Origin of the sequence: Allorhizobium ampelinum S4, assembly GCF_000016285.1 — a bacterium.
Classification (GTDB): Bacteria; Pseudomonadota; Alphaproteobacteria; order Rhizobiales; family Rhizobiaceae; genus Allorhizobium; species Allorhizobium ampelinum.
Map to the genome: position 1 here is coordinate 1,646,004 of NC_011989.1, position 22,243 is coordinate 1,668,246.

General features: G+C 52.8%; 26 protein-coding genes. 16 read left to right on the top strand and 10 right to left on the bottom strand.

Annotated elements, in window-relative coordinates:
* Positions 1 to 13 precede the first annotated feature (13 nt).
* The 5 genes from AVI_RS07825 to AVI_RS29010 are packed head-to-tail and all read left to right on the top strand — an operon-like array spanning position 14 to position 1,865.
* Positions 14 to 622: a glycoside hydrolase family 19 protein gene (locus tag AVI_RS07825; protein WP_139192395.1), complete on the top strand. Its 609-nt coding sequence runs from the start codon at positions 14 to 16 to the stop codon at positions 620 to 622.
* Positions 619 to 861, top strand: a complete 243-nt coding sequence (locus AVI_RS07830) for a hypothetical protein (RefSeq protein ID WP_041696518.1) — start codon at positions 619 to 621, stop codon at positions 859 to 861. The genes AVI_RS07825 and AVI_RS07830 overlap by 4 nt, the downstream gene beginning before the upstream one ends.
* Positions 858 to 1,295 carry a hypothetical protein gene (locus tag AVI_RS07835; RefSeq protein WP_015915849.1) on the top strand — a complete coding sequence of 146 codons (438 nt, stop codon included), beginning with the start codon at positions 858 to 860 and terminating at the stop codon, positions 1,293 to 1,295. Before AVI_RS07830 ends, AVI_RS07835 begins: the two co-directional genes overlap by 4 nt.
* Before the next feature lie 28 nt (positions 1,296 to 1,323).
* Positions 1,324 to 1,482, top strand: a complete 159-nt coding sequence (locus AVI_RS31045; protein ID WP_156753142.1) for a hypothetical protein — start codon at positions 1,324 to 1,326, stop codon at positions 1,480 to 1,482.
* Positions 1,479 to 1,865, top strand: coding sequence for a hypothetical protein (locus AVI_RS29010; RefSeq protein WP_015915850.1), 387 nt, complete (start codon positions 1,479 to 1,481; stop codon positions 1,863 to 1,865). The genes AVI_RS31045 and AVI_RS29010 overlap by 4 nt, the downstream gene beginning before the upstream one ends.
* Positions 1,866 to 1,960: 95 nt before the next feature.
* On the opposite strand, the gene AVI_RS07845 is transcribed toward AVI_RS29010, so the two are convergent.
* The 3 genes from AVI_RS07845 to AVI_RS07855 form a co-directional block, all read right to left on the bottom strand.
* Complete coding sequence (locus AVI_RS07845) at positions 1,961 to 3,502, bottom strand: rhamnan synthesis F family protein (protein WP_015915851.1); 1,542 nt, start codon at positions 3,500 to 3,502, stop codon at positions 1,961 to 1,963.
* Between the two features lie 7 nt (positions 3,503 to 3,509).
* Positions 3,510 to 5,942: a glycosyltransferase family 2 protein gene (locus AVI_RS07850; protein WP_015915852.1), complete on the bottom strand. Its 2,433-nt coding sequence runs from the start codon at positions 5,940 to 5,942 to the stop codon at positions 3,510 to 3,512.
* Between the two features lie 334 nt (positions 5,943 to 6,276).
* Positions 6,277 to 8,298, bottom strand: coding sequence for a hypothetical protein (locus tag AVI_RS07855; RefSeq protein ID WP_041696520.1), 2,022 nt, complete (start codon positions 8,296 to 8,298; stop codon positions 6,277 to 6,279).
* A gap of 616 nt (positions 8,299 to 8,914) precedes the next feature.
* On the opposite strand from AVI_RS07855, the gene AVI_RS29530 reads away from it, so the two are divergent.
* Positions 8,915 to 9,118 (top strand): hypothetical protein, encoded by a 204-nt coding sequence (locus tag AVI_RS29530; RefSeq protein WP_041696524.1) that lies wholly within the window; start codon positions 8,915 to 8,917, stop codon positions 9,116 to 9,118.
* Here the strand turns inward: AVI_RS29530 and AVI_RS07870 are convergent.
* Positions 9,085 to 10,098 (bottom strand): IS1595 family transposase, encoded by a 1,014-nt coding sequence (locus AVI_RS07870; RefSeq protein WP_015915854.1) that lies wholly within the window; start codon positions 10,096 to 10,098, stop codon positions 9,085 to 9,087. The genes AVI_RS29530 and AVI_RS07870 overlap by 34 nt on opposite strands.
* Before the next feature lie 422 nt (positions 10,099 to 10,520).
* On the opposite strand from AVI_RS07870, the gene AVI_RS07875 reads away from it, so the two are divergent.
* Positions 10,521 to 10,784, top strand: a complete 264-nt coding sequence (locus tag AVI_RS07875; protein ID WP_015917607.1) for an AbrB/MazE/SpoVT family DNA-binding domain-containing protein — start codon at positions 10,521 to 10,523, stop codon at positions 10,782 to 10,784.
* A 2-nt stretch (positions 10,785 to 10,786) separates the two neighbouring features.
* On the top strand, positions 10,787 to 11,143 hold the full coding sequence (mazF, locus tag AVI_RS07880; protein WP_202909988.1) for a type II toxin-antitoxin system toxin MazF: 357 nt from the start codon (positions 10,787 to 10,789) through the stop codon (positions 11,141 to 11,143).
* A gap of 512 nt (positions 11,144 to 11,655) precedes the next feature.
* Here the strand turns inward: mazF and AVI_RS07885 are convergent.
* From AVI_RS07885 to AVI_RS07890, 3 genes are read right to left on the bottom strand one after another with little or no spacing between them, the layout of a single operon-like run.
* On the bottom strand, positions 11,656 to 12,363 hold the full coding sequence (locus tag AVI_RS07885; protein WP_015915855.1) for a retropepsin-like aspartic protease family protein: 708 nt from the start codon (positions 12,361 to 12,363) through the stop codon (positions 11,656 to 11,658).
* Positions 12,364 to 12,366: 3 nt separating this feature from the next.
* Positions 12,367 to 12,564 carry a DUF1289 domain-containing protein gene (locus tag AVI_RS29535; protein WP_015915856.1) on the bottom strand — a complete coding sequence of 66 codons (198 nt, stop codon included), beginning with the start codon at positions 12,562 to 12,564 and terminating at the stop codon, positions 12,367 to 12,369.
* A gap of 9 nt (positions 12,565 to 12,573) precedes the next feature.
* Complete coding sequence (locus AVI_RS07890; protein ID WP_015915857.1) at positions 12,574 to 13,353, bottom strand: adenosylcobinamide-GDP ribazoletransferase; 780 nt, start codon at positions 13,351 to 13,353, stop codon at positions 12,574 to 12,576.
* Between the two features lie 313 nt (positions 13,354 to 13,666).
* On the opposite strand from AVI_RS07890, the gene cobT reads away from it, so the two are divergent.
* The 5 genes from cobT (at position 13,667) to AVI_RS07915 (ending at position 17,572) form a co-directional block, all read left to right on the top strand.
* The gene (cobT, locus tag AVI_RS07895; protein WP_015915858.1) at positions 13,667 to 14,689 is read left to right on the top strand and encodes a nicotinate-nucleotide--dimethylbenzimidazole phosphoribosyltransferase; all 1,023 of its coding nucleotides are present in this window, start codon (positions 13,667 to 13,669) and stop codon (positions 14,687 to 14,689) included.
* Between the two features lie 43 nt (positions 14,690 to 14,732).
* On the top strand, positions 14,733 to 15,122 hold the full coding sequence (locus AVI_RS07900; protein ID WP_041696527.1) for a diacylglycerol kinase: 390 nt from the start codon (positions 14,733 to 14,735) through the stop codon (positions 15,120 to 15,122).
* Between the two features lie 31 nt (positions 15,123 to 15,153).
* Positions 15,154 to 15,396 (top strand): hypothetical protein, encoded by a 243-nt coding sequence (locus tag AVI_RS07905; RefSeq protein ID WP_015915860.1) that lies wholly within the window; start codon positions 15,154 to 15,156, stop codon positions 15,394 to 15,396.
* Between the two features lie 270 nt (positions 15,397 to 15,666).
* Positions 15,667 to 15,984 carry a hypothetical protein gene (locus tag AVI_RS07910; RefSeq protein WP_015915861.1) on the top strand — a complete coding sequence of 106 codons (318 nt, stop codon included), beginning with the start codon at positions 15,667 to 15,669 and terminating at the stop codon, positions 15,982 to 15,984.
* A 154-nt stretch (positions 15,985 to 16,138) separates the two neighbouring features.
* Positions 16,139 to 17,572, top strand: coding sequence for a carbohydrate porin (locus AVI_RS07915; RefSeq protein ID WP_015915862.1), 1,434 nt, complete (start codon positions 16,139 to 16,141; stop codon positions 17,570 to 17,572).
* A 54-nt stretch (positions 17,573 to 17,626) separates the two neighbouring features.
* On the opposite strand, the gene AVI_RS07920 is transcribed toward AVI_RS07915, so the two are convergent.
* The 3 genes from AVI_RS07920 to AVI_RS07930 form a co-directional block, all read right to left on the bottom strand.
* Entirely contained in the window at positions 17,627 to 18,124 is a 498-nt protein-coding gene (locus AVI_RS07920) for a BON domain-containing protein (RefSeq protein WP_041697911.1), read from the bottom strand.
* A gap of 117 nt (positions 18,125 to 18,241) precedes the next feature.
* Positions 18,242 to 18,742: a peptide deformylase gene (locus AVI_RS07925; protein WP_015915864.1), complete on the bottom strand. Its 501-nt coding sequence runs from the start codon at positions 18,740 to 18,742 to the stop codon at positions 18,242 to 18,244.
* A gap of 18 nt (positions 18,743 to 18,760) precedes the next feature.
* Positions 18,761 to 19,486, bottom strand: coding sequence for a Crp/Fnr family transcriptional regulator (locus AVI_RS07930; RefSeq protein WP_015915865.1), 726 nt, complete (start codon positions 19,484 to 19,486; stop codon positions 18,761 to 18,763).
* 319 nt (positions 19,487 to 19,805) lie between these two features.
* Here AVI_RS07930 and hemN point away from each other — a divergent pair, with 319 nt between their 5' ends.
* From hemN to AVI_RS07945, 3 genes are all read left to right on the top strand, one after another.
* Entirely contained in the window at positions 19,806 to 21,158 is a 1,353-nt protein-coding gene (gene hemN / locus AVI_RS07935; protein WP_015915866.1) for an oxygen-independent coproporphyrinogen III oxidase, read from the top strand.
* Positions 21,159 to 21,265: 107 nt separating this feature from the next.
* On the top strand, positions 21,266 to 21,544 hold the full coding sequence (locus AVI_RS07940; protein ID WP_015915867.1) for an acyl carrier protein: 279 nt from the start codon (positions 21,266 to 21,268) through the stop codon (positions 21,542 to 21,544).
* An 82-nt stretch (positions 21,545 to 21,626) separates the two neighbouring features.
* On the top strand, positions 21,627 to 22,100 hold the full coding sequence (locus AVI_RS07945) for a 3-hydroxyacyl-ACP dehydratase FabZ family protein (protein ID WP_015915868.1): 474 nt from the start codon (positions 21,627 to 21,629) through the stop codon (positions 22,098 to 22,100).
* Positions 22,101 to 22,243: the final 143 nt, after the last annotated feature.

Consider the following 22,243-nt stretch of genomic DNA (forward strand, 5'->3'; position numbering starts at 1 on the left):
AAGGATGATCATTATGGATCGCGCGAAATTCTTCGCGGCGGTACGCTCGTCGCTGTTCGGCGGTGCGCTCACGCAAAATCAGGTGAATGGTATCACGGCCATTCTCGACGCCTGGCAGGCCAGCACAATGACCGATCTGCGGTGGCTGGCTTATATGCTGGCCACGGCGTTTCACGAAACAGCACAGACCATGCAGCCGGTTCGCGAAACGCGAGCGGCAACGGATAAACAGGCTATCGCCATTCTGGACCGCTCTTGGGCGAAAGGCACGATGCCCTGGGTAAAGTCACCTTATTGGCGGATTGGAGCCGATGGCAAGAGCTGGCTTGGACGTGGATATGTCCAGCTCACGCACAAGGGCAACTACAACACGTTGGGTAATGCTATTGGCGTTGATTTGGTGGCCAATCCGGTTTTGGCGATGCGCGAAGACATCGCCCTGAAGGTGATGTTTATCGGCATGAGCGACGGCCTGTTCACCGGCGTCAAGCTGGCTGATTTTTTCCATGGCACCAAGACTGATTGGGTGAATGCCCGCCGCATTATCAACAGCACGGAAAGCGCCAGCGTTGTTGCTGGCTATGGCAAGGCCTTCCATGTGGCGCTGGTGGGGGCGGCATGAACACCAACCTCATCCATAACATCATCAATACGCTCATTGCTGCGATCCCAGCACTGGCGCTGTTCGACTGGACGCCGTTCTTCAGCGAAGCGGTTTCCTTGAAGATCGTTGGGCTGCTCGGCCTTGCCAAGATCCTGATCAACACCTGGCGCGATGGGCCTGCGGGGATGATGAAGCCTCAGCCACCGGTTGGCTGGCAACCGGCTGATGACCGCGCCCGCGAAGGTGATTGCCGATGATAGCTATCGCCCTGACTGCCTGGAGTGCTCTCAAGGCGCTCCGCGAAAAGCTCGACTGGCGCGGCATCGCCTTGATTGCTGCCGTCCTTATCGCCGGGCTAGGCCTGCACCGCTGGGCATCGTCGCTGAAAGAAGCTGGCCGGACTGAGATCCGCCAGCAATGGGCAGAGGCTCAACGTAAGGCCGACTTACTTCAGCTCGCCAAGATCGAAGCCCAACAGAAACAGATCAATGCTGCCGATGCGGCTTTGGTCGCCAATATGGCTGCCCATGTCGGGCAAGTCGCCGGACTGGAAGCTGCACTGGAAGATGAAAGGAAAAAGACCAATGCGAAACCGAGTGCTGCTTCTGGGGATGCTTGCCCTGCTGCCGGCGATGCTATGCCTGACGGGGTGCGAAACGCTCTCAACGCCATCGGCGCAACCGACCGCTGACCGCAAGGCCAGCGTCTCGGCCAGCATCATGGCCGATTGCAATGCGCCTGTGTTTATTCCTGATGGCACAGATCGAACGGCTGAATATCGGCTGTGGGGACAGGACCGAAAGGCGCTGGCCGATTGCCGCGCCACAAATGCCGCGAAGGCAGACGCCATCAATGCGCTTCAAGGGGGCGGAACGTGACAGACGGAAAAGTGGCAACGCCACCGAAATACAATATCAACACCTGGATCAATCTCACGACGCTGGTCAGCATCATCGCTGGCGGCGGCTATGCCTGGGCGCAAACCAATAGTGACATTGACGAGCTGAAACGCTGGCGGGTTGCCGTAGAAGGTCGGCTCGGCAATGCCGATGGCAAGATAGAAGAGCGCTTCAAGGTCAACGAGGTAGAGCTGCGCAAGCTTGATAACCTGTCCTACCGCGTCACCGTTGCCGAGCAATCCGCCACATCGATCTCACAGGCCATCAAGGAACTGCAAATTACGGCCAGCGGGCAAAGCGGGGATTTGCGGGTAATGCGGGAAATCTTGCAGCGAATCGAGGCCGCGCAAAAGCAACGCTGAATCCAGAAGGCCGGAAGATCGCTCTTCCGGCTTTTTATGTCACTTGGCAACGGGTAGCTGCGGCCTCACGGCTACTACGGTGGGCCTAGATTAGCTTACTGTTCGGCTTGGCACGATTTGGCATCGTTGCCGCACTTTTGCCTGCGCAGGCCGACTGCTTCAGCCTCGATCAAAAAATAAGGCTGCGTTTCAAAACCATTTAACCGTACCATCTCTGGAAGTAACCTCTCGAGAACATGCGCCGCTGTTCCGTCAAGCTGCCCTTGTTCAGGCCCGAAAAGATTTTCTAGTGCATCATATTCGAGAACACTGGCGAGTGCCTTTACCCTGTAAAAAGCCATGGAACCGGCCGCATATGCACCTAGTGCCTCAAAACTACATTCCAAACGAAGTTTTTGTGCGATGTAACGGATGGCGTCTTTATTTTTTTCTTCTTCCGTAAAGTGCTTAATCATGCAGAAATTTTCTGGGTACATCATGCCCATATCGTCCCGATCTTGGAATTGATCGATTATACCTTTCAGCAAAGGCTCGTATCCAATTGTTTGATCGAAGAGATACCGACGCCAGTTGTCACCCCATGTAATATGCGGGCTTTTCTTCGTGTGAAGATGCAAAACCAAATCTGACTTTCGCCATATCGGGCTGGCATCAATAAGAAAAGGCGCAATGTCGCGGCCTCTGTTCTCGACCACGAGAATGTGGGTATTTTGCCGCTGATTGAAGTCGACCAGAAGATTCTCCACTACCTTTGCATCACTCTCATTGCAAACAGTTACCACGAGGTAGAACGGCAGCGTCAAACACTGAAGCCGATCAGCGATCTCATTGAACAATTCAACATAAAAACAATGGACATGAATACAGAGGCTCAATTGCAAAGCCACCGTATTCGAAGAATCTATGGTTATGTCCTCGGCGAACGGTGGTTTCGAAAATAACTGTACTCCTGGTCGGCTCTCCACGTTAGCCGGAAATTTCTGGCCCCCATCCATGCTCTCAATGCAATGCTGGAAAGGGTTTTGCCCGCGGCTAAGGCCATTAGCCTTACGATAGTAATACCCGTCAAAATCCGCCCGAGGCTGGCGATCCTCCGAAAAGCCCCAATGCATATAATGCATAAAGGCTCCAGCAGGTGTCATTGCGGTATCCGGGTATTCTTTTAAATAGAATTCAGCATCGAAAAAATCACGATATCGCGTCCATTTTTTACGTAATCTACGTCGCTCGGTCGAAGTGAATGAAACGGGTAAACACAGATCAGTCGCAATTCCGAAACACTCGATGTGACTTTGCCAAGCATAGGAGCCATAGAGCCGAATACAGGCCTGGGCGAGGTCAACGTTTAACGCCTCTAGGCGAGGATGGGCTTTCGAAAAAGCCTGAACATTAAAATATTGGAAAGGAGAGCGACCTTCCTTCCAGCCATTAGCGACGTAGTGGTAGATCGGGTCAATTCCAGAGGCATGAACGTCAATGTATGTATTTAAGTAAAAATCACGGTCAAAAAAAATTAAAGTGCTTTCTTTCTGTTTCCCGTATTTGCCAACTGTCTTCAATGAAAAAATAGAGTTCGCCACATTGAAAATGTGGCGAACTCTATTTAATTGAAATATAATAAATCTTATGAAATTCATAAGACAACTACACTCGCTTTAAGGCCTTGAATATACCGGTCCTTCTAGAGAACTTCGGATTGTAGTAGGGGGCATTGTCTAGCACCACCTGCCATTTTTCTTTGAAAGCCACGTGTTCTTTAGCAAAGCGTGCAATCTTTTGAGGCTCAAGATCAGATGAACGGCTCAAGCTTTCTCTGTGCTCCAGTACGGTCTCCGCACGCCAAATGACTTTCTTACCCAGATTTCTTATTTTAAGGCACAGGTCAACGTCATTAAAAGCCACCCCAAAGTTTAATTCATCAAAACCTGATACGGCCTGGAACACGTCCGATGAGCAAAGTAAACATGCGCCGGTAACAGCAGAAAGCTCTTGACTGCAAAGGCCTCTCCCCATGAAGCCAGGATCATGTGCTTCATGTCCTTTGTAAGGGTGATCAGCGATGCCACCGTTTACGCCAAGAATAATACCTGCGTGCTGGACGGTGCCATTTTCGTAAAGAAGTTTGCACCCAACAGCACCAATGTCACTGCTACGTAATAATTCGCCGACAAGTTCCGTCAGCCACGTAGGATCACTGACAATCACGTCATTATTCATAAAAAGAAACGCATCTGCCTTCAAATTCTGAGCGGCTAAATTGTTTATCCTGGAATAGTTAAACGCGAAATTAGCATCCATCATCCTGACGTTATCTAATTTTTCTATCTCGTCTCTGAAACCGTCAGCCTCAATAGACAATGAAAAATTGTTAACGAGTATTATGTCGAAATTCTTATAATCCGTATTTTGCAAGATAGAATATACGCATTTGCGTGTCATATCTATTTGATCTTTAAACGGAATAATTATCGAAACTTTTTCACTTTTTTCTTTGTAATTTACAACGTAATTCGTCATGTTACCGCGAGAGGTAACCGATGCGGCGATGGAATTTCTGTCGACATACGCTTGAACAGCCGCGATCCCCGCTTTGATCGCGTACTCTTTATTGTCAATTGTGCTTGCAGTGCTGTTGGGCGTCTTTCTCCAATGATAAAGAATCTCGGGGATATGATAAATCCGGTTTTCTGGAATTATTTCAGAAAGCCTCAGCACAAAATCATGGTCCTGCGCACCGTTATATTTTGTATGAAGTTTTCCGGCCTTGCGGACCATTTCAGCACTGACAATCAAAAAGTGGCACACATAGTTCTGCGCCATCAAAAGCCGCAGGTTCCAGTCCGACTTAAGGTTCGGCTCTGAAAAATATCCCGCATCATCGATTTTATCTTCATCGCTATATACCAGCAATGCATCATTGGCGGCGAGAGCGTCGACCATAAATTGTATCGCGCAGAATTCTAGCAGGTCATCATGGTCGAAAAACGCGATCAAATCCCCTGAAGAATTCGCAATGGCTACATTGGTAGCCTCACTAATGTTTAAATTTTTCGTTGATTTAATTAATTTTACGCGAGCATCGCGACGTGCGAACTCGTCCAGTATAATATCAAGTTCTGGATCATTGCTGGCGTCGTCGACCAATACAAGTTCTATATTTTTATATGTCTGACATAGAACTGACTCAACAGCCATCTTGAAGTCGCGATATCGCGGACGATATACCGGGCAAATGACGCTTACTAAAGGAGTGTTTTCTGACTTAAGTTCTGGAACTCGACGGTTCAAATCGTCAAAATACTCTACAGCCCAGTCATTGTAGCTATCTAAAGAAATATATGAATTTTCCGTATGTTCCGCAATTTTCAAATTTAGCTGCCACAGATCTGCTATGTTTTTATCTAGTGCTTTATGGATCAAACCGATCAAAGCGCCATCATCGTTACTAAGGCTAGTATATGTAATGGGCGAATTAGTCAGCGGCCATCCATCAGATACAGTTTTGACTTCTATGCGGACGTCCTGCTGTAAAAAGAAAGGAGGCAATGGATACGAAAACCCACACTCAGTATCGCCGTTCAAAATATGTGCGACATCAGGCCTGCGTTGATTCGCTATTACTTGCCCAACAAGCGACGAATTGCAGTAGATGGCCAGAGTTACCCCGCCTTTTTTCAAGGGGCGACCGTCGATATTTTCTAGAACCCAACCTGAAACAGTTCCGGCACTGACTTTGTCGACATGACCGGAAAAACGAGATGGAGCATTGAAAACAATTTGGCTGCCTGATTGATTGGGAATCAGGCTGTTAAGTGAGACGCCAGTATCTGATTTGATCTCAATTTTATGTGGTTGCCCGTCGCGATACGAATTGGGGACGGAGTAAGAAAATCCTGTAGGAATATTTATGTTGTGATAAGAGTTAACATCCTCACGCATAATATCACAAACGATTTCATTAGCATAGGATCCGTCTATGTAGACTTTAATACTCGAAGATCTTGCGCCCTTTACACCGAGAGACCATCCCCACACCGTGCCACCATCAATTTTTTCGATAAAACCGATTTTTTTCATATTAGTGCTGGACCTCGGGATTGTTTAGGTGATGCGAAGCTACGCTGAAGGCGGGTGAAGCAGTTGTTGAACCACTCCCATTTGGGAGATCTAGTTCCATCAATTTGGTTAGCGTGCGATCGGCTTTCTATGTCAAGGGCCCTAAGCTGTAAACCCTTGGTGAGATTTTTAGCGCCAATTTGCCCGATAGGCTTTCACACTCGCATTTCGATTGCTGGTCTAAATTTTGGCCCTGCAATAGGACGACATAGATGTGTGGTTACATTATGGAAACAGTTCTCGCCTCCACAGTTTGGGCACAGCTAAGAAAAATTTCGTTCATTGGCGGACCTTATCAGATGTGAAAGATCGAACGTCCCTCATGCTGGCCGTGACGCAAAAAATGCTGAAGCGGGTTGATGTTCGCAACCTGAATATCTGGATAGGCTGCAAGATAAAATGCAGTGGAAAATTTCCTTGAAGGGTCTCTCCGTTCCTTCCAGCCGTTGATGTGGTAGTGCCATAGCGGATTGATTCCGGAATTGCGGATATCGTCGTATTGGGACAGATACCAATGGGTATCAAAAAATGCGTTCGGCCAAAGGCCTTGCGAGAAGCCCGCCTTAACGAAGTGCAAAGCAGCATCTATTGGTGCAGAAGGCGGCGTGATAAGAGCGTTCTTGAGCTGACTGCAATAGAAATCAAAGTCAAATAAATCGCTTGCCAGCAATTTGCGAGCTAGGCGCTTGTCGGCTCCGGGATCAAGCTTACCAAAAAATGATTGCTCGAGCCGCTTTTTTGATGCCGCCAGCGCAGATTGAACATTTATCAAGTCCTCTTTCAGTCGAGTATTTTGCCCGTCTTGGCCTGCCAGTTCTTCCTGCAGTGCTTTGGTCTGTGCGTCTCGGCCTACCAGTTCTTCCTGCAGTGCTTTGGTCTGTGCGTCTCGGCCTGCCAGTTCTTCCCGCAGTTCTTTGGTCTGTGCGTCTCGGCCTGCTAGTTCCTCTCGCAACACGGTAACCTCCGACTCCCGGTTTACAAGGTCGTGCTGCAATACGTTGACTTGGGCCTCTAGTTTCGTCAGATCATGATCGCGCTGATCTCGATCTGCTTGTAGGTTAACGCAGGCCTCCATCGCTGTTTGTAGCTCGTCCGCGAGAACGTCGACCCGAGACATCAGCTGTTGACATTCTGTCTGAGCGCTAGTTAGTTCCTCTTCGAGGCGTTGCCGGTCCTTATTGGCATGCTCTAGCGTTTCCTGAAGCTCCGCGATACGAGCGAGAGAGTGATTTGAGTTTTGCTCTATAGCATCGCGCTCAAGAATCAGTGTCTCAGAAGTCTGGCGTGCGGCTTCCAATTCAGTTTCAAGATGCTGCCTCTCATTCCTTACGTGTTCAAGTGTGCCTTCTAGCTCATTGAGCTTGTTTGTATGATGAGCGTCACTGTCATTTTGCGCATTTTGCAAGGCGTCGCGGTCTCGGACAGCCGCTTCCAAAGAGCGGTTTGTTTCCTCTATGCTGATTTCATATTCGATGAGCAGGCGACCGAAAATTGCACCTGAATTGTTGAATGCCTCTCTTACATCAGTCAGCGCTGTCCGCGCTGCCTTTGACTGTGGCGATTTAGAGAGTTCCTTTAAGGCTTCATAGGTTTCCATAGCCCAATGATTGACCTGCCGCAGTTGGGCAAAGGTTTTTTCTTCAGACGCATGGTGTTGTAAGTCTCGCGAGAGGAAATTTTCCACTTCAGCAATGGACCTATCCGAAAGGCGCGGCCAAGTGAGACCAGTTTCGGCTGAAATAGTATCGCATGTGCCACGCCAGTTGCCGAGGAAGTCTTGCCAGGTGAAAATGGCGCGTGGAAGATCTCTGGTTTCGGCCTCGGCATCCAGAACATGCCGCAGCCAGAGCATTATGACATGCGTCATGTGCATCTTGTTGCGGTAGTTCAACGATTTTGCCGTATCCCATGGAGACCGCAAGGGCATAACGACATGAACTGTTTTCCCCATTCCCTCAAGAACCTGCCGCCAAAACGGAAAGAACCGACAGATGCGTGGGTCTTTAATAACTGGAAGCAAGGCCGTGTCGAACTCTTCAGCAAAAGCTTCTCTTGCTCTCGCTTGAAAACTCCGTGCGACGGTGCTGTTATACCAATCTGGATTGAATTCGCGCCAATCATCCCACCGGGTCCCAGCAGACGCTAGAATTTCATCGTTTAGCTGGGCAATGACATTGGATTCAAAATAACCGCGCTCATTAAATGCGCTATTTGGCATCAAGTGCTGAGGGGCGCCCCCTCCCAGCTTAACCAAGGTACCGGCAACCGAGCTTGTGCCGGTCCGATGCATACCCAGTACCATAACAACATCAGACATGGCATTTCCCCTCATATTCCCACAAAGACTCCTATAAAGAACTTCCTAATTTTTTTTAACAACAAACTGCTAGATTAATTTGGCTTCCTTATCCCCATGGCCTTTGAACCGGCTGGCCCGCTGCTGGTTTATCGGACACTGACTTGGGCTAGTCCCACCTTGTTTTCAAATTCCATGGCGTTGAGATAGTCGAGTGTCGAATGGGAACGGTTTGGGTTGTAGTGGCGTTGAGTATAATCAAGCACGTCCGCCTTTGTATCGGCTCACTCCAGGATTCTGGCAGCATTTTGATCCGGTACTTCTTTTTGGATGATACTGCGTCGTTTGTCGTGGTTGTTCGTTTTTACGTGGGACACCTTATAGCTAACCGTTTGTTTTTTTGAGATATGCAATGGCCTCATGTGGGACACAGGGGGCCCTAATTTTCAGTCTCTTCCCTCAAGGTTATATTCGTCTCGACCGCACCAAGAACCCGGCTTTAGGCCGGGTTTTTCTTTTTTGTTCAACAGCCTAATTTTTTGACGTGTCTGGTTTCGGAGCGGCATTATGTAGCAAGTGCCACAAGATTCCGACGAGGTCAGGTGCTATTTCCTGAAGAGGTTCAGGAGTGGTGCGTATGGCGGCAGATGTCGTTGAATTGAAGGATGAGTTGGGTGCGGAAACAGATCGGCTCCAGACGGCTCTCGCCAGCAGGTTCTCTGCCACCCTGGATGGCCTGTTGAAGCAGGGGCTTGTTCGTCATGCCGGAACTGTCGACGGAAGACGGCATCTATGGGAGGTCAACCGTCAGTCGGGTGGGACGCCGCGCACCCAAACCTGATCTTGAATATTCGAGGCCGCCTCTTGCCAGTAGCCACACAGGTTCCTCGACGTCGGCTTTGACATGACTGTACGGAGGACATCGGCGAACTGCCAGCGCAAGCCCATGTAGCGCGTATCCTCCTTCCACGCCAGCATTGCCATGTACCAGTCAAGGTACTTCATTGAGAAGCGATGATTGATGCCTTTATAGGCTTTCTCGACGCGGCTGAAGAAGCTCTCGATCACGTTCGAGTTCGTGCCGTCGTCCTCTTGATATTGGAGGCTGTGGTTTACGCGGTGCATGGAGACAAGGCCGACCAGATCGTCGTATGCCTTGTGCTCGTCGGCGATCAGGAGCGCCTTCGGATCGACATGTTTGGCGACAGCCGCCCAGGCATCCTTGCCGTTCTCATCCATGATCACCCGTGTCAGCGTGCGGTTCGGGGCGTGCTTGTTCGCCTCTCTCAGCGCCAGGACGCACATGCGCTTGCCGTTCTGGTTCTCCCTCTTGCGTCCGTCCTTGCGATCTTCTTTCTTGTTCGCCTTGCGGAGAACGCCGCCGACGTACTTGCCGTCGATCTGCACCAGGCCCTGAAGCATGACCGTGGTGCGACGCAGGCCGACAGCCTCACGAAGCTTCTGCAGCAGAACATAGGCCGTCTTGTACTGTGTGTTGAGCTTCCTGGTAAGGTGAAGAGCCGCCATGCCCTTGGCAGCCGTAATCTCCTCCCAGATCGCCATGATGATCTTCTTGAAAGATAGCTTCCGGTTGGCGAATACCGTTCCTGATGTTGCCGAAAACTCGGCGCGGCATTCCGCCTCCGAGCAACGAAATCGGCGTCGGCGAATGCTGTAAGGCTCCAAACATCCGCAACGCGGGCAGTTCGGTTTTCCGCCGTTGTCGGCCCATCTGAAGTCGACGAACAGCGCGTAGGCCTCATCCTCGGTTAACGCCCAGATCGCCTCCGGATCAAGGTTGCGGGCCTTCGGGTTCAGCAATGGATGTTGTCCAAACCCTTCGCTGGGATCAGGCCATGCGCAGCGGTCGTATTTCGAACCTCCGGTCTCCTGCGGAGAAGGGGTCGTAGGAGTTCGGCTTCACGCTGGGAATGCGCTTCTGGAGCATGTTCAGATTTCCGTTCGATACGCATCACATAAGCAGACGTTCCGTCACTTGGGACGGATAAGAAAGGTCAGTGCTCTATTCATATCGATCTGAACATAGAGAACCCATACCAGGGTCGTTTACGCGAGTCGAGTCTTGGATAGTTTCTAACATAATCCCATCCTCCGCTCACCAGAAGAAGATGGGATTATGCTGTCAATCCACCTTGCCACCGATTCCTGCCAGTAAATTTCAGTGATGATCTTGCGACCTCACTAAGAATGCTATATATGTAGCACAAATAGGAGGCAATGATATGTCCAACACAGCTAAAATCCGTCGCCAAGGCGGTGCCGCAGTTTTCAGTATTCCCCCCGCTCTCCTGAAAATGCTCGGAGCTGATTTCGGTACTGAACTCACCCTAGTGGTTAACAACGGCGCACTCGTGGCAACGCCGTTGAAACCAAAGAGGAAATACACCCTTGCCGAGTTGCTTGAGGGATCGGACGAGATGGTGGCTCTTAGCAAACAGGCGGCTGGATGGGACTCGGGTGCACCCGTAGGGAATGAGCTTCTTTGACGGTGCGAAGTAATACTCCGAAGCGTGGTGAACTGTATCTCATTGATCTTAATCCTGTCGTTGGAAATGAGATGCGAGATACTCATCGCTGCGTTGTGATCTCGCCTCGTGAGGTCAATGTCCTCGGAATGTGTTTGACGGTTGTCGTTACGACAGGCGGTCAGTTTGCGCGAAGAGCGGGTTTAGCCGTAAATATTACTGGCCACGAGACCAACGGCGTCGCTCTTTGCAATCACGTCAGGAGCTTCGATATCTTATCGCGGGTCAAGCAAAAAACGGCTCGACACATTGACACGCTCGACAGTGACACAGTGGATGAAATCGTCGCAAAAGTGGTCGGAATTATCGAGGCCAACTAAGAACGCTCAACTTCAGGCGGCACTTAACACAGTCAGTCTGATCAATTTTTTCATCAAAGGGGCCAACCAGAACTTCAAGGCCCCTATAGTCCTGACAAGATCATAGCACCCTATCGTCAACGTCAATTTGGGAGGATAGCGCTCATCGAATAAGCTGTAGCGATGCCCTCCACGTTTTGTGGCACTTGCTACATAATGCCGTTTCGGAGCGTGGTCATCAAAAGATTTTAGCGCTCCAAACACCAGTTTTCAGCATTCGATGGATGGCTTTAGATCGTGCTGTTTTTGGCTTCTGAATGGCCGTGATTTCGCAGCGGGGCATCCTACTTCGTGTGACTGTTCGGCGAGAATTATCCAGGTTCAGATTGAACCAAACAGGCACTCATTTCTCATGTTTTGTTTGTCCTTCGGGAAAACCCGGTTTCCACTCTTCTTGTACAAACTCTCATGCATCAAAAGCGTGAGATATTCGAAAACGGAAGACGAGCTGGCAGCTTCAATGGTTCTTCATATTAGTCAGTGAGGCGCAGTTCGTCGCCGTGGATCTGGATGCTGTCTAGCGTCGAGAGAAAACTCATACCGAGCAGGCTGCCATCCATTCGGCCCGGCTGGGTGATCAGGGCGCGGACATTTTCCCGGATTACGGGGCCAATGGCCACCTGCCGTAGGCGCAAGGGGGAGGCCAGGGCCTCGCCATTGGCGGTGCTGACGGTGACGCTATAGTTCAAGTCATCAACATTGATGCCGATGCTGGCGGCATCTTCGGCCCGCAGCACCACGGCGCTGGCTCCGGTATCGATCATCATCGGGATATCGACACCGTTAATGCTGACAGTTGCCGAAAAATGTCCGGAGGAGCCTCTTTGCAACACGAGTTGGCTCTGGCCATCGCCGGTCGTGGTGACGACGGCACGGCCCGGTACCAGTCCCGCCAGCACCCGGTCTGCGACGGAAGCCGCATCGTTACGGTAGATATAGCCGGTGACGAGGATCAGCGCGATGAGCACCCAGGCGGCGGCAAATCGCAGGTTCTGGCCCAGGTTGTGGCGGCTGGCGACAATGCCTGCCGAAAGCATGAGCGCAAAGGGCAGAAGGGTAACGACACGGGCGAAGTCATCATTATCCATGCCGAAGCTCTGGCCGCTATCGCGGTTGATGATTAAAACCGCAGTTCCTGCGAGCAGGATGCCGATGACAATGCCAAACCCACCGAGCTTCATGGTCTAATCCTGTTCTACCGGCAGAGACCCTCGCAAGCTCAGCATGATTTCTGTCCGTTGCCGCTCGCTATAGCGCGACCAATTGGCGATATCGTCCAGGCTGCGCCCGCAACCCAGGCAGAAGGCGTTGGTCTCGTCCAGAGTGCAGATGCCAATGCAAGGTGAGGTGGCGCAGGGCGAAGAGGCTTGAGCGTTTGTCATGCTGATGTCCTACAAGGCCATGGCGATGCTGGCCAGCGCGGTGATTTCACAAATCTGTTGGGTAGCGCCTATGGTATCGCCAGTCTGGCCGCCTAGCCTGTGCGAGACCAGCCGATTGGACGCGAAGGCCGCCGCGCCACTTGCGACAAGCATGACCGCCAGCGGATGAAAAGAGGTAACCGGCGCGATGGTGACAACCGCGACGGCTAAGCCGAGGAACAGGGCTGTATACAGGGTGTTATCCTCCGGCTTGCCAAGTGATGCGGCGACGCCATCGGGTTTTGCCGGGGGCAGGGCATGCCAATGCCAAACCATCAGCGCCCGGCTGACGGCGGCTATGCCGATCATCACCAGCGCAACATTGATGGGAGACAGACTGTTGACCAGCGAAGCCAGCGCCGCGACCCGCAGACCAACGCCAAAAACCAGGGCCAAGACCCCAAACGTTCCCACCCGGCTGTCCTTCATGATATCCAGCGCTCTTTCGCGGTTGGCACCCCCGAGGCCATCGGCTGTGTCAGCAAAACCGTCCTCATGCAGGGCGCCGGTCAGCAAAACTTGCAAACCAATTGCGGCAAAAGCGGCGACCATACTGCTGGCGCCGAGGCCCAGCATTAGGGCGAGCAACAGGCCCGCCGGGGCGGTAATGACCGCACCGGCCAGCGGAAAGGCGCGTGGCGTGCGGCTCATTTCGCCGGAATGGTTTTGGAAAAACCGCGACGCTATCGGCAGACGACTGAGGAAGCCGAGCGAACGGGCGAGATCATCGACAAATGCAGTCAGGGTCATCAACGTCGTCCACTTTTTATATCTGAGAATTTGCCCGAGTTTCCTGGAGGGAAACCGTGCCGAATCCGGCTCTTTTCATGGTTTGATATATAGTTTGCCTATTGGTATTTGCCAGCCGCCGCGAAGGCTGGACGGTTGGTTCTGTTGGTCGCGTTTTCCGCAAAACCGTTTTCTCGTCATGTTTGTGAAAACAGGTAGATCAGGGTTTTTTCGCTCATTGATAAAATTTTGTGCGAATCGATTCCGATTTGGGAATTTATGCATTAAGAAAGGCGCCAAATCCGCCTGAATAAAAGACAAGAAAGCCTGCCTGATGAGTGTAACCGGCCTGCCGTTTGACGATTTCCGAGTGCTGCTGCGCGATTTGCCAGGGCCTGACAGCCAGGCGCTAGTGGCGGCCCGCGACCGCGACCGTCAATTGACCAAGCCGCCGGGCTCGCTTGGCCGGTTGGAAGAAATCGCCATGTGGCTTGCCGCCTGGAGTGGCCGTGCGCCAGCGGTGAACCGTCCACTGGTGGCGATCTTTGCTGGCAATCACGGCGTAGCCAGGCATGGTATCACGCCGTTTCCATCTTCCGTCACCCAGCAGATGGTGGAGAATTTCGCAGCCGGTGGGGCGGCGATCAACCAGATCTGCGTTGCCCATGATCTCGGATTGAAGATTTTCGATCTGGCGCTGGATTATCCGACTGGCGATATTACCGTCGAGCCGGCTCTGTCGGAGCGTGATTGTGCGGCCACCATGGCCTTCGGCATGGAAGCGATCGCCGGTGGCACGGATCTGCTGTGCCTTGGCGAAATGGGGATTGGCAATACGACCATTGCCGCAGCAATCAACCTGGCGCTTTACGGCGGTTCGGCCGAGGACTGGGTCGGGCCTGGCACCGGCTCGCAAGGCGAAATGCTGGAGCGCAAGATTGCTGTGGTCAAGCAGGCGGTTGAGTTTCACCGCGATCACCTTTCCGATCCGCTGGAAGTGATGCGCCGTCTGGGAGGACGCGAAATCGCCGCCATGGCAGGTGCCATTCTTGCAGCGCGAATGGAGCGTATTCCGGTGCTGATCGATGGCTATGTGGCGACGGCTGCCGCTGCCCTGCTGAAAGCTGCTAATCCCTCGGCGCTCGACCATTGCCTGATCGGCCATGTCTCGGCGGAGCCGGGGCATTTGAAGGCGATCGACAAGCTGGGCAAGACGCCGCTTCTGGCGCTTGGCATGCGGCTGGGTGAGGGGACGGGTGCCGCCCTTGCCGCTGGCATCGTCAAGGCGGCTGCGGCCTCCCATACGGGCATGGCGACCTTCGAACAGGCCGGCGTGACCAATGCTGGCACCCATTGAGGCATCTTCTATTGAAAAGCCTGGTATTGGGACGGCCTTAGACATGAGTTTAGAAGACGATAAACCCGCCCCCTTTGAGAAAAAGACCGGGTTTGCCCATCTTTTTGCTGCCACTCGTTATTCCATGCAGGGCGCGCGCCGCTTGTGGCGCGAGGCCGCGTTTCGCCATGAAGTGCTGGCGTTCGGGGTTGGACTGCTGCTCCTCGCGTTACGGGGCGCAGCACCCGTCTATTATCTCGGCTTTTTGTTGTTGATGCTGGTGCTTTTTTCCGTCGAGGCTCTAAATACCGCAATCGAAGACGTGATTGACCGGATTTCGCCGGAATTTTCGATCGTCGCCCGCAATGCGAAGGACTTAGGATCGTTTGCAGTGTTCTGCCTGTTGGTCGCCAACGGGCTCTATATCGGCTGGGTAATGCTTTTCGCTGGCTGAGCCACTCTACCGAAACAACAAGGATGAATGAATGAAACGCCTGCTGCGCCTGATATTGATCATGGCAATCGCCGCCATCGTGCTCTTCGGCTCGCGCTGGTATACCTATGTCACCAATACGGAAACCCCGTATCAGGAAGTCGGTATTGACATCAACAGCCGCCTGCCGGATCCGTTCAACAAATGGGGCTGCGCCAAGCTGCAAGCCAATTTTAGCACCATGCTGCCGCCTTATGGCTGCCAAAACCCCACCGACCCGAAGCAATGGCGCTAGGGTCCACCTGGTTGCAATTGAACCGGTCTGCTTTATCTCTTTCTATTTTCTGAATTTTTCAGCGCTTCCGGGAAACCGGAAGCGCTTTTTTATTGGTGTTTTTCCAGACTGTTGTCTGAGGCATGCACTCACCACGCGTTCCAATAAAATTGAGGGTAAATTGCGCTTGTGGTCGGCCGTTGATGGTTACATCGCATGTGTATCCTGCCGTGACTTTTACAGTCCACCGCAAAAGCGTACCGGTCAGTATTCAACAAGTGGCGTTGAGCCATGATGGTGTTGCAATCTGATCAGGTGGAAATCATCGATGACTGGCATGTCATGGGGATGACGGCGATCTCCCTTACCAATTTTATCTCGGGCAAAGAGCAATCTTTTACGGAGGAAGATCGGGCTTATGTCACATCTTTTTCGGCATCGCTCCGTTATGCGCTGAAAACCTTTAGCGATATGGCCAAACAACTGCCCTTCAATCTGCCTCCTGTCGCGACGCTGATCTGGCCTCGTTACAGGCTTGGGCTGTCCCGGCTTTGGACCGCGTGGAACGACAGGGGTCGAGTCTGCAATCGAGATTTGGGCGGCATTTGATGGGCTTGCGCCTTTCCCCAATGTTTTGGGGACCAGTGTTTGTCGGGCCGGTGTTTGGAGGAAGACAGGCCTGATCGAACGGCTCGGTCAATTGACTGAGCCAAAGCGCGCGGTAGGAGGCCGCGCGCTCCATCTACCAGAGGAGGAGGATGCCTTGACGCAGGGAAAGAGGACGTGTGCCGTCGCCAGTCTGGCGACGCAGAGAGGGCTCGAATACAGTATCTATGCAGCAAAACTGTTCTGTGCATTGTGGTTCATCGTGCTGTTTGGAATTGCTGTCCCAGTGGCGGCCCAGCCTGCTTTGGTTGCCGATGTGCCTTCATCTGCCCTGGGAAACCTTCCCGATCCCGTTTACGAAGGCCCTTTGGCGTCCGTTGGAAAATCTCTGCATGATAACGGAATCGACCTCCGGTTGGACTATTTCAATATTTACCAGAGTTCCCCGACATATGGATTCAGCTCGACGGCTTATGGCGGGTTAATCTTCGACGTGACTGGTCATCTGTCGCCTGATTTTCGATTAAGGCTCACGGAAACGTTTAATTTTCCGGCTCACAATGTCGGTGGCTACGCGAATGTCTTCGTTGGGCCTGTTCGTGACAAGTCAGACACGGATCTCACCCGATTAACATTCCAGGCGGATTTTTTCGATGATCGTCTCCTGATCGAGGCTGGCCGGATGGGGCTTGTTGAAAATTTCATGACCAGGGGTTTCTGCGACGGTCCCGCCTGCGTCAACTCTACACAAGGGGCAACCCTCCATCTGCCTGAGGCGGGGCTTGCCGTTTGGGGTGCGCGGGCGGCATATAAAATGACGCCCAACACAACGGCAGGCTTCGGTATCGTTGAAAACAATACTGACAACTGGCTGGACGGTGATGGTTGGGATTGGGAAAAGGGCAGTACCGATGGGTATATTGCGGTCGCCAACATCATTCATGCAGAGAGTTTCATAGATACCCCTCGTCCTCTAAAATTCGAGATTGGTGCCTATCGCCGCTCAGCCGCCTATAATGATGCACTTTACGACGACGGGCCAGGCAACCCGACATTCAGCTCCGCTTCGCCGACTGTCATCACCCATAAGAATGGCACCAACGGTCTGTATGGGCAGGTCCGAAAAGTCCTCTGGAGCGATCCTAACGGCGGTCCGGTTCCGAAGAACCTGGCATTCTATGGCGGTGTTTTCCACACGCTCGGAGAAGGCCAGGCCTATCCGTGGGAAGCCTATGCCGGCCTCGAATATTCGGGCTTTCTGCCGGAGAATCCGCTCACCACAATTGGCGCGTCCATCCACTACATCGCTCTCAGCGAGGAACGCGCGCAATATGAAACGAATGCCCGCCGGGTCATGGCAGGACTTGATCAGCGGCAGTCAAAGGACACGTTCATGTTTGATGTGCATGCGAGAACGGGACTGTTCAACAGGGGTGTTATCAACGCCGGTGCCGCATATATCGTCAATCCGAACACAATCGTACCAACCGATTTTTCGTCAAAACAACAGAAGGACGGCTTCTTCTTTTATGTGGCGCTGGCGTTCGACCTCGGCGGCAGCTTGGGCCTGTCGCCCCGTATAGGGCCCTAAGCCGCTCTTACAATCATGCAAGAGCGCTTCCAACCCTCGGCATAACAAGCACCATCAGTCCTCGTCGGGCTGATGGGCATCGACCCCCATGGCTTCGATCTCGTTGATGACATGACGAACACCGGGAACGCTGAGTGCCAAACGCGACGCCATCCGCAGTTCTTCATTGGTATCAACCATGCCGCTCAAAGTTGCCGTATGGCCATCGACGCTGATTTCGATGTTGTCGAGCACCATGTCATCGACTGCCTCGAACCGCTCGGCAATGCGGCTTTCAATGTCATCGCTGTCTTCACGACCGATGGTGGCGGGGCTCAAACCGTCCTTCAATGGCTTTTCTTCACCATCGGCCTCGACCGTATCGATTCGGTAGCCGCCATTGGTATCACGGTCGAAATTACCAGCGGTCTCTCCGTAAGCACGATTTTCCGGCGCGTCCGAGGCTGCTGCCGGTGTATCGGAATAAGGCCAGCCGTCGTTGATATCGCGCTCTTCCAGGTCCCGCAATTCGTCTTCGGTGGATGCAGCGTTTCCATGCTTGGCATAAATCATCACACGTTCTCCTGGTTTTTTCTTTTGGATAAACGTTTCAGGATTGATTTGGTTCATATCATCCCCGGTAGTCCGGGGATTCCAGGCCATCCGGGTGTCAGACGCCGCATGTGACGATCATGGTTGGGACAATGCGGCCTTTTGCCATTTTTTCAGCAACCGATCGCGTTTCAGGCGGGAAAGCCGCTGGATCCAGAACAGGCCGTCGAGCTGGTCGATTTCATGCTGCATGCAGATGGCGGCAAAGTCCTGAAGCTCCTCCTCGCGAACCGTACCGTCCAGCGACTGGTAGCGAAGGGTAATCTGGCGCGGCCGCGTCACGGTCTCGGTCATGCCCGGCATGCAGACACTCCCTTCATCATGATCCAGAGTGTTTTGAGAAAAGGAGAGGATTTCAGGATTGACGTAATCACGCCGTCCACCCAATTCGGGCAGATCGAGGATGACCAGGCGCATCAGCTCGCCCACATGCGCAGCGGTAATGCCGACGCCGGGTGCGGCGCGCATTGCATTGTATAATGCATCGGCAAAACTGATCAGCCTGTCGTCAAACGCCGTCACGGTCTGGCAAGGTTTCGCTAGAAGCGGATGAGGGTAGCGCAGGATTTTCAGGGCCATGACAGAACGATAGGCGGCTCAATCGGAGCCAGCCGCCTCGCGCAGCTTGCGACGGTCGGGCACGATAACATGGCGGTTGTTTTCGATGACGATAATGCCCTCCTTGCGCAGTTTGGTCATCTGCCGGCTGACGGTTTCAATGGTCAGGCCGAGGAAATCGGCAATATCAGCGCGTGACAGCGGCAGGTCGAAGCTCTTGCTGAACGGCTGCATCGGGTCGATATGGGTGGCGATCAGATGGAGAAAGCTTGCCACTTTTTCCTGCGCCGTTTTGCGGCCCAGCGTCAGCATCCATTCGCGCGCTTCATCCAACTCCTTCAGGGACTGTTCGTGCAGCTTGCGCTCGAAGTCAGGAGCATCGGCCACCAGCCGGTCGATGACAGCACGGGGAAAGGCGCAGATTTCCGCGTCGGTCGCGGCCTCAGCTGTCAAACTGCTTTCCTTCAGGAACGGGCGCCCCATGAAATCGGGGGCAAATTGCAGGCCAACGATCTGTTGGCGGCCATCCGCCATCATTTTCGACAGCTTGACCACGCCCTTGACGATATTGCTATAGCTGGAGATCTGCTCTCCCTGGCCGATCACTTCGCCGCCCGCTTCGATATGGCGCTTTGTCGAGATACGGTTGAGCTCGATCAATTGAAGAATCGAAAGGGAGGCGCATACTCCGCCATGCCTGGCTTCGCATTCACTGCAAACAGCAGGCGTTTCCGCGCCGCTGATGCTGCTTTTAAGACTATGCATGTCCATTGTCTGCCCCATACATGTGAAGTCGCGCGTACACGTAGCGTCGCACGTGCTTGTGACGCCTAGGTTCGGTCGAACAGTTCGTCATTGTGCAATTGCGCGCCGTAGGGCGCCGACAAAAGTTCAAAAACGACACAGGCCACGCAGAAACGGTGATGCAGCAGACACGCATCTAAAGCCGCCGAATTTTCCGTCGCGCTCCCATGAGGAGTTTCTACCTGAACGAGACTATCAAGAAATTGATCGAAGTCAAAGTCCGTTCCGTTGAAACCGATTATTTGTTCAGTCCAACCGCCACTCGACAAGGCCTCAGTTCATGCCAGCCAAAGCGCTTCTCTCAAAATATGCCGCCGCCGTTCCGCGCTACACGAGTTATCCGACGGCGCCGCATTTTCATACCGGTGTTGACTGTGGCAATTATGCGCAGTGGTTATCGCTGTTGGGGCAGGGGCAGACGATCTCTCTTTATATTCATATCCCCTACTGCGACAGGCTTTGCTGGTTTTGCGCCTGCCATACCAAACATACACTAAAGTATGAGCCGATAACCGCTTATCTTACTGCGCTTTTCAGAGAGGTCGAAAATACCGCCAGGTTCGTCGGTCGCGAAGCAGTGGTGACTGCTGTGCATCTTGGCGGTGGCTCTCCCACCATGCTGCGCCCGCAGGACATGGTGGCGCTGATTGACCGGCTTCGGGCAAATTTTACATTTGCCGATGATGCGGAAATCAGCGTGGAGATGGACCCGAACGATCTCGACGAAGCTCGATATGATGCGCTTGCATCCATTGGTTTGACGCGGGCAAGCCTAGGTGTTCAGGATTTCGACCCGGTGGTTCAGAAGGCGATCAACCGTCTCCAAACCTTCGAACAGACTAAATCAGTGGTTGAACAGGTGCGTCTGCGCGGCGCCACCTCGGTCAATTGCGATATTCTCTATGGTCTTCCTTATCAGACCCTCGAAAGTCTGGAGAAAACTGTCCTCGATATCGTATCGTTGAAGCCGGATCGGATTGCGTTATTCGGCTATGCTCATGTCCCCTGGATGAAAAAGCATCAAACGCTGATTCCCGAGAGCGCCTTGCCTGATATCGTCATGCGCTATGAACAGATGGTGCGGGCCTCTGCCATGCTGGTGGAGGCTGGCTATGATGCCATTGGCATCGACCATTTTGCATTGCCCGAGGATAGTCTGGCTGTCGCGGCACGGCAGAAACGGCTGCGGCGTAATTTTCAGGGTTATACGACTGACGGCGCCGATGCGTTGATTGGACTTGGCGCCTCTTCGATCAGCCAACTGCCGCAAGGCTATGTACAGAACATGCCCGCGACTGGAGAATATCAGCGTCTTGTCAGCGAAAACGGGCTTGCCGCGACACGAGGCATTGCTCTGAGCGGCGATGACCGAGTGCGTGCCGCTGTCATCGAGCAGATCATGTGCGAGTTCGGCTTTTCCTTTGCCGATATCCGTCAGGCTTTTCCTGATGTCGCCGAGGATGTGATCGCAGAAGCCAAGATATTCACGGCTTCCAACGGTGACGATCTCTGCCGGATCGACCGGGAGTGTTTTACTCTGACTCCCACCGGGCGGCTCTTTGCCCGCAGCATTGCGGCCACGTTCGATTGCTACTTTTCCAGCGGTAAGGCCCGTCATTCCATTGCTGTTTGAGGAATAGGTCTGCATTTTTGCTGCGGGCGCGTAAAACAGGCCATTGGCTTTTGCCCGAGTTTTGCCTATGTGGGACGCTGAATTTGAAATTCTGAAGGATAATTGGCGTGACCGCTACATTTGACAAAGTTGCCGACATTATTGCTGAGACCAGCGAGATCGATCGGGAAACCATCACTCCTGAGAGCCATACGATTGATGACCTGGGAATCGACAGCCTCGATTTCCTCGACATCGTTTTCGCGATCGACAAGGAATTCGGCATCAAGATTCCGCTCGAACAGTGGACCCAGGACGTCAATGAGGGCAAAGTTTCCACGGAAGAATATTTCGTGCTTAAGAACCTCTGCTCCAAGATCGACGAACTTAGGGCCGCCAAGGCTTGATCCGTTCGGGCCAAGGCTTGATTTGCTCAGGCCAGGCTTGATTTGCTCAGGATTGCCACTGCCATTGCCGGGAGATCTGTGAATGCTGCTGGAATATTTCCAGATGATCGACAAGGTCGAGACGGTGGATCTGTCTGCCCTGACCTTGAAGGCCCAATCGGTGGTGCCGGAAAATAGCCCCGTCTTCGAGGGCCATTTTCCGGGCATGCCTTTGGTGCCCGGCGTTCTGTTGATCGAAACCATGGCGCAGGCGTCGGGCCTGCTGGTGCTGGCGGTGACGAAGTTTGCCTCGATGCCATTCCTCATGTCGGTAGACGGTGCCAAGATGCGCAGCTTTGTCGAACCGAATGCAGTTCTCGATATCGAGGCGCATCTGGAGCACGAAGGGTCCGGCTTTGCCGTCACCAAGGCGAAGATCACCTCTGCCGGCAAGAAAGTGGCGGATTGCCAGCTGAAGCTGCGCACCATGTCTTTTGACGAAGTGCCGCTGGGCGATATCGTTCGCAGCCGCGCCGAACAGATCGGCCTGATGGCGGCGATTGCTGCTGCGGGATAGAGTTTATCAGGGAAATTTGGACTCCGATTTTCCTGAAAAGACAAACTCAAACTAAAGAGAGTTGGAATCTGTCTGGTTCAACAAGAACCTGGCGGGTTCTAAGTGAGATCTTTAAAGTTTCGTCAATAAGGCCGCGGCTTTTG

What these genes read in the sequence shown, in the direction of transcription:
- AVI_RS07875 (WP_015917607.1), top strand. Translation starts at nt 10,521, where the DNA reads ATGTCCAACACAGCTAAAATCCGTCGCCAAGGCGGTGCCGCAGTTTTC.
- cobT (WP_015915858.1), top strand. Translation starts at nt 13,667, where the DNA reads ATGAGTGTAACCGGCCTGCCGTTTGACGATTTCCGAGTGCTGCTGCGC.
- AVI_RS07925 (WP_015915864.1), bottom strand. Translation starts at nt 18,742, where the DNA reads ATGGCCCTGAAAATCCTGCGCTACCCTCATCCGCTTCTAGCGAAACCT.
- AVI_RS07830 (WP_041696518.1), top strand. Translation starts at nt 619, where the DNA reads ATGAACACCAACCTCATCCATAACATCATCAATACGCTCATTGCTGCG.
- AVI_RS07930 (WP_015915865.1), bottom strand. Translation starts at nt 19,486, where the DNA reads ATGCATAGTCTTAAAAGCAGCATCAGCGGCGCGGAAACGCCTGCTGTT.
- AVI_RS07890 (WP_015915857.1), bottom strand. Translation starts at nt 13,353, where the DNA reads ATGACCCTGACTGCATTTGTCGATGATCTCGCCCGTTCGCTCGGCTTC.
- AVI_RS07835 (WP_015915849.1), top strand. Translation starts at nt 858, where the DNA reads ATGATAGCTATCGCCCTGACTGCCTGGAGTGCTCTCAAGGCGCTCCGC.
- AVI_RS29530 (WP_041696524.1), top strand. Translation starts at nt 8,915, where the DNA reads ATGGCGGCAGATGTCGTTGAATTGAAGGATGAGTTGGGTGCGGAAACA.
- AVI_RS07855 (WP_041696520.1), bottom strand. Translation starts at nt 8,298, where the DNA reads ATGTCTGATGTTGTTATGGTACTGGGTATGCATCGGACCGGCACAAGC.
- AVI_RS07885 (WP_015915855.1), bottom strand. Translation starts at nt 12,363, where the DNA reads ATGAAGCTCGGTGGGTTTGGCATTGTCATCGGCATCCTGCTCGCAGGA.
- AVI_RS07850 (WP_015915852.1), bottom strand. Translation starts at nt 5,942, where the DNA reads ATGAAAAAAATCGGTTTTATCGAAAAAATTGATGGTGGCACGGTGTGG.
- AVI_RS31045 (WP_156753142.1), top strand. Translation starts at nt 1,324, where the DNA reads ATGGCCGATTGCAATGCGCCTGTGTTTATTCCTGATGGCACAGATCGA.
- AVI_RS07945 (WP_015915868.1), top strand. Translation starts at nt 21,627, where the DNA reads ATGCTGCTGGAATATTTCCAGATGATCGACAAGGTCGAGACGGTGGAT.
- AVI_RS29535 (WP_015915856.1), bottom strand. Translation starts at nt 12,564, where the DNA reads ATGACAAACGCTCAAGCCTCTTCGCCCTGCGCCACCTCACCTTGCATT.
- AVI_RS07900 (WP_041696527.1), top strand. Translation starts at nt 14,733, where the DNA reads ATGAGTTTAGAAGACGATAAACCCGCCCCCTTTGAGAAAAAGACCGGG.
- hemN (WP_015915866.1), top strand. Translation starts at nt 19,806, where the DNA reads ATGCCAGCCAAAGCGCTTCTCTCAAAATATGCCGCCGCCGTTCCGCGC.
- AVI_RS07910 (WP_015915861.1), top strand. Translation starts at nt 15,667, where the DNA reads ATGATGGTGTTGCAATCTGATCAGGTGGAAATCATCGATGACTGGCAT.
- AVI_RS07845 (WP_015915851.1), bottom strand. Translation starts at nt 3,502, where the DNA reads ATGAATTTCATAAGATTTATTATATTTCAATTAAATAGAGTTCGCCAC.
- AVI_RS07825 (WP_139192395.1), top strand. Translation starts at nt 14, where the DNA reads ATGGATCGCGCGAAATTCTTCGCGGCGGTACGCTCGTCGCTGTTCGGC.
- AVI_RS07920 (WP_041697911.1), bottom strand. Translation starts at nt 18,124, where the DNA reads ATGATTTATGCCAAGCATGGAAACGCTGCATCCACCGAAGACGAATTG.
- AVI_RS07905 (WP_015915860.1), top strand. Translation starts at nt 15,154, where the DNA reads ATGAAACGCCTGCTGCGCCTGATATTGATCATGGCAATCGCCGCCATC.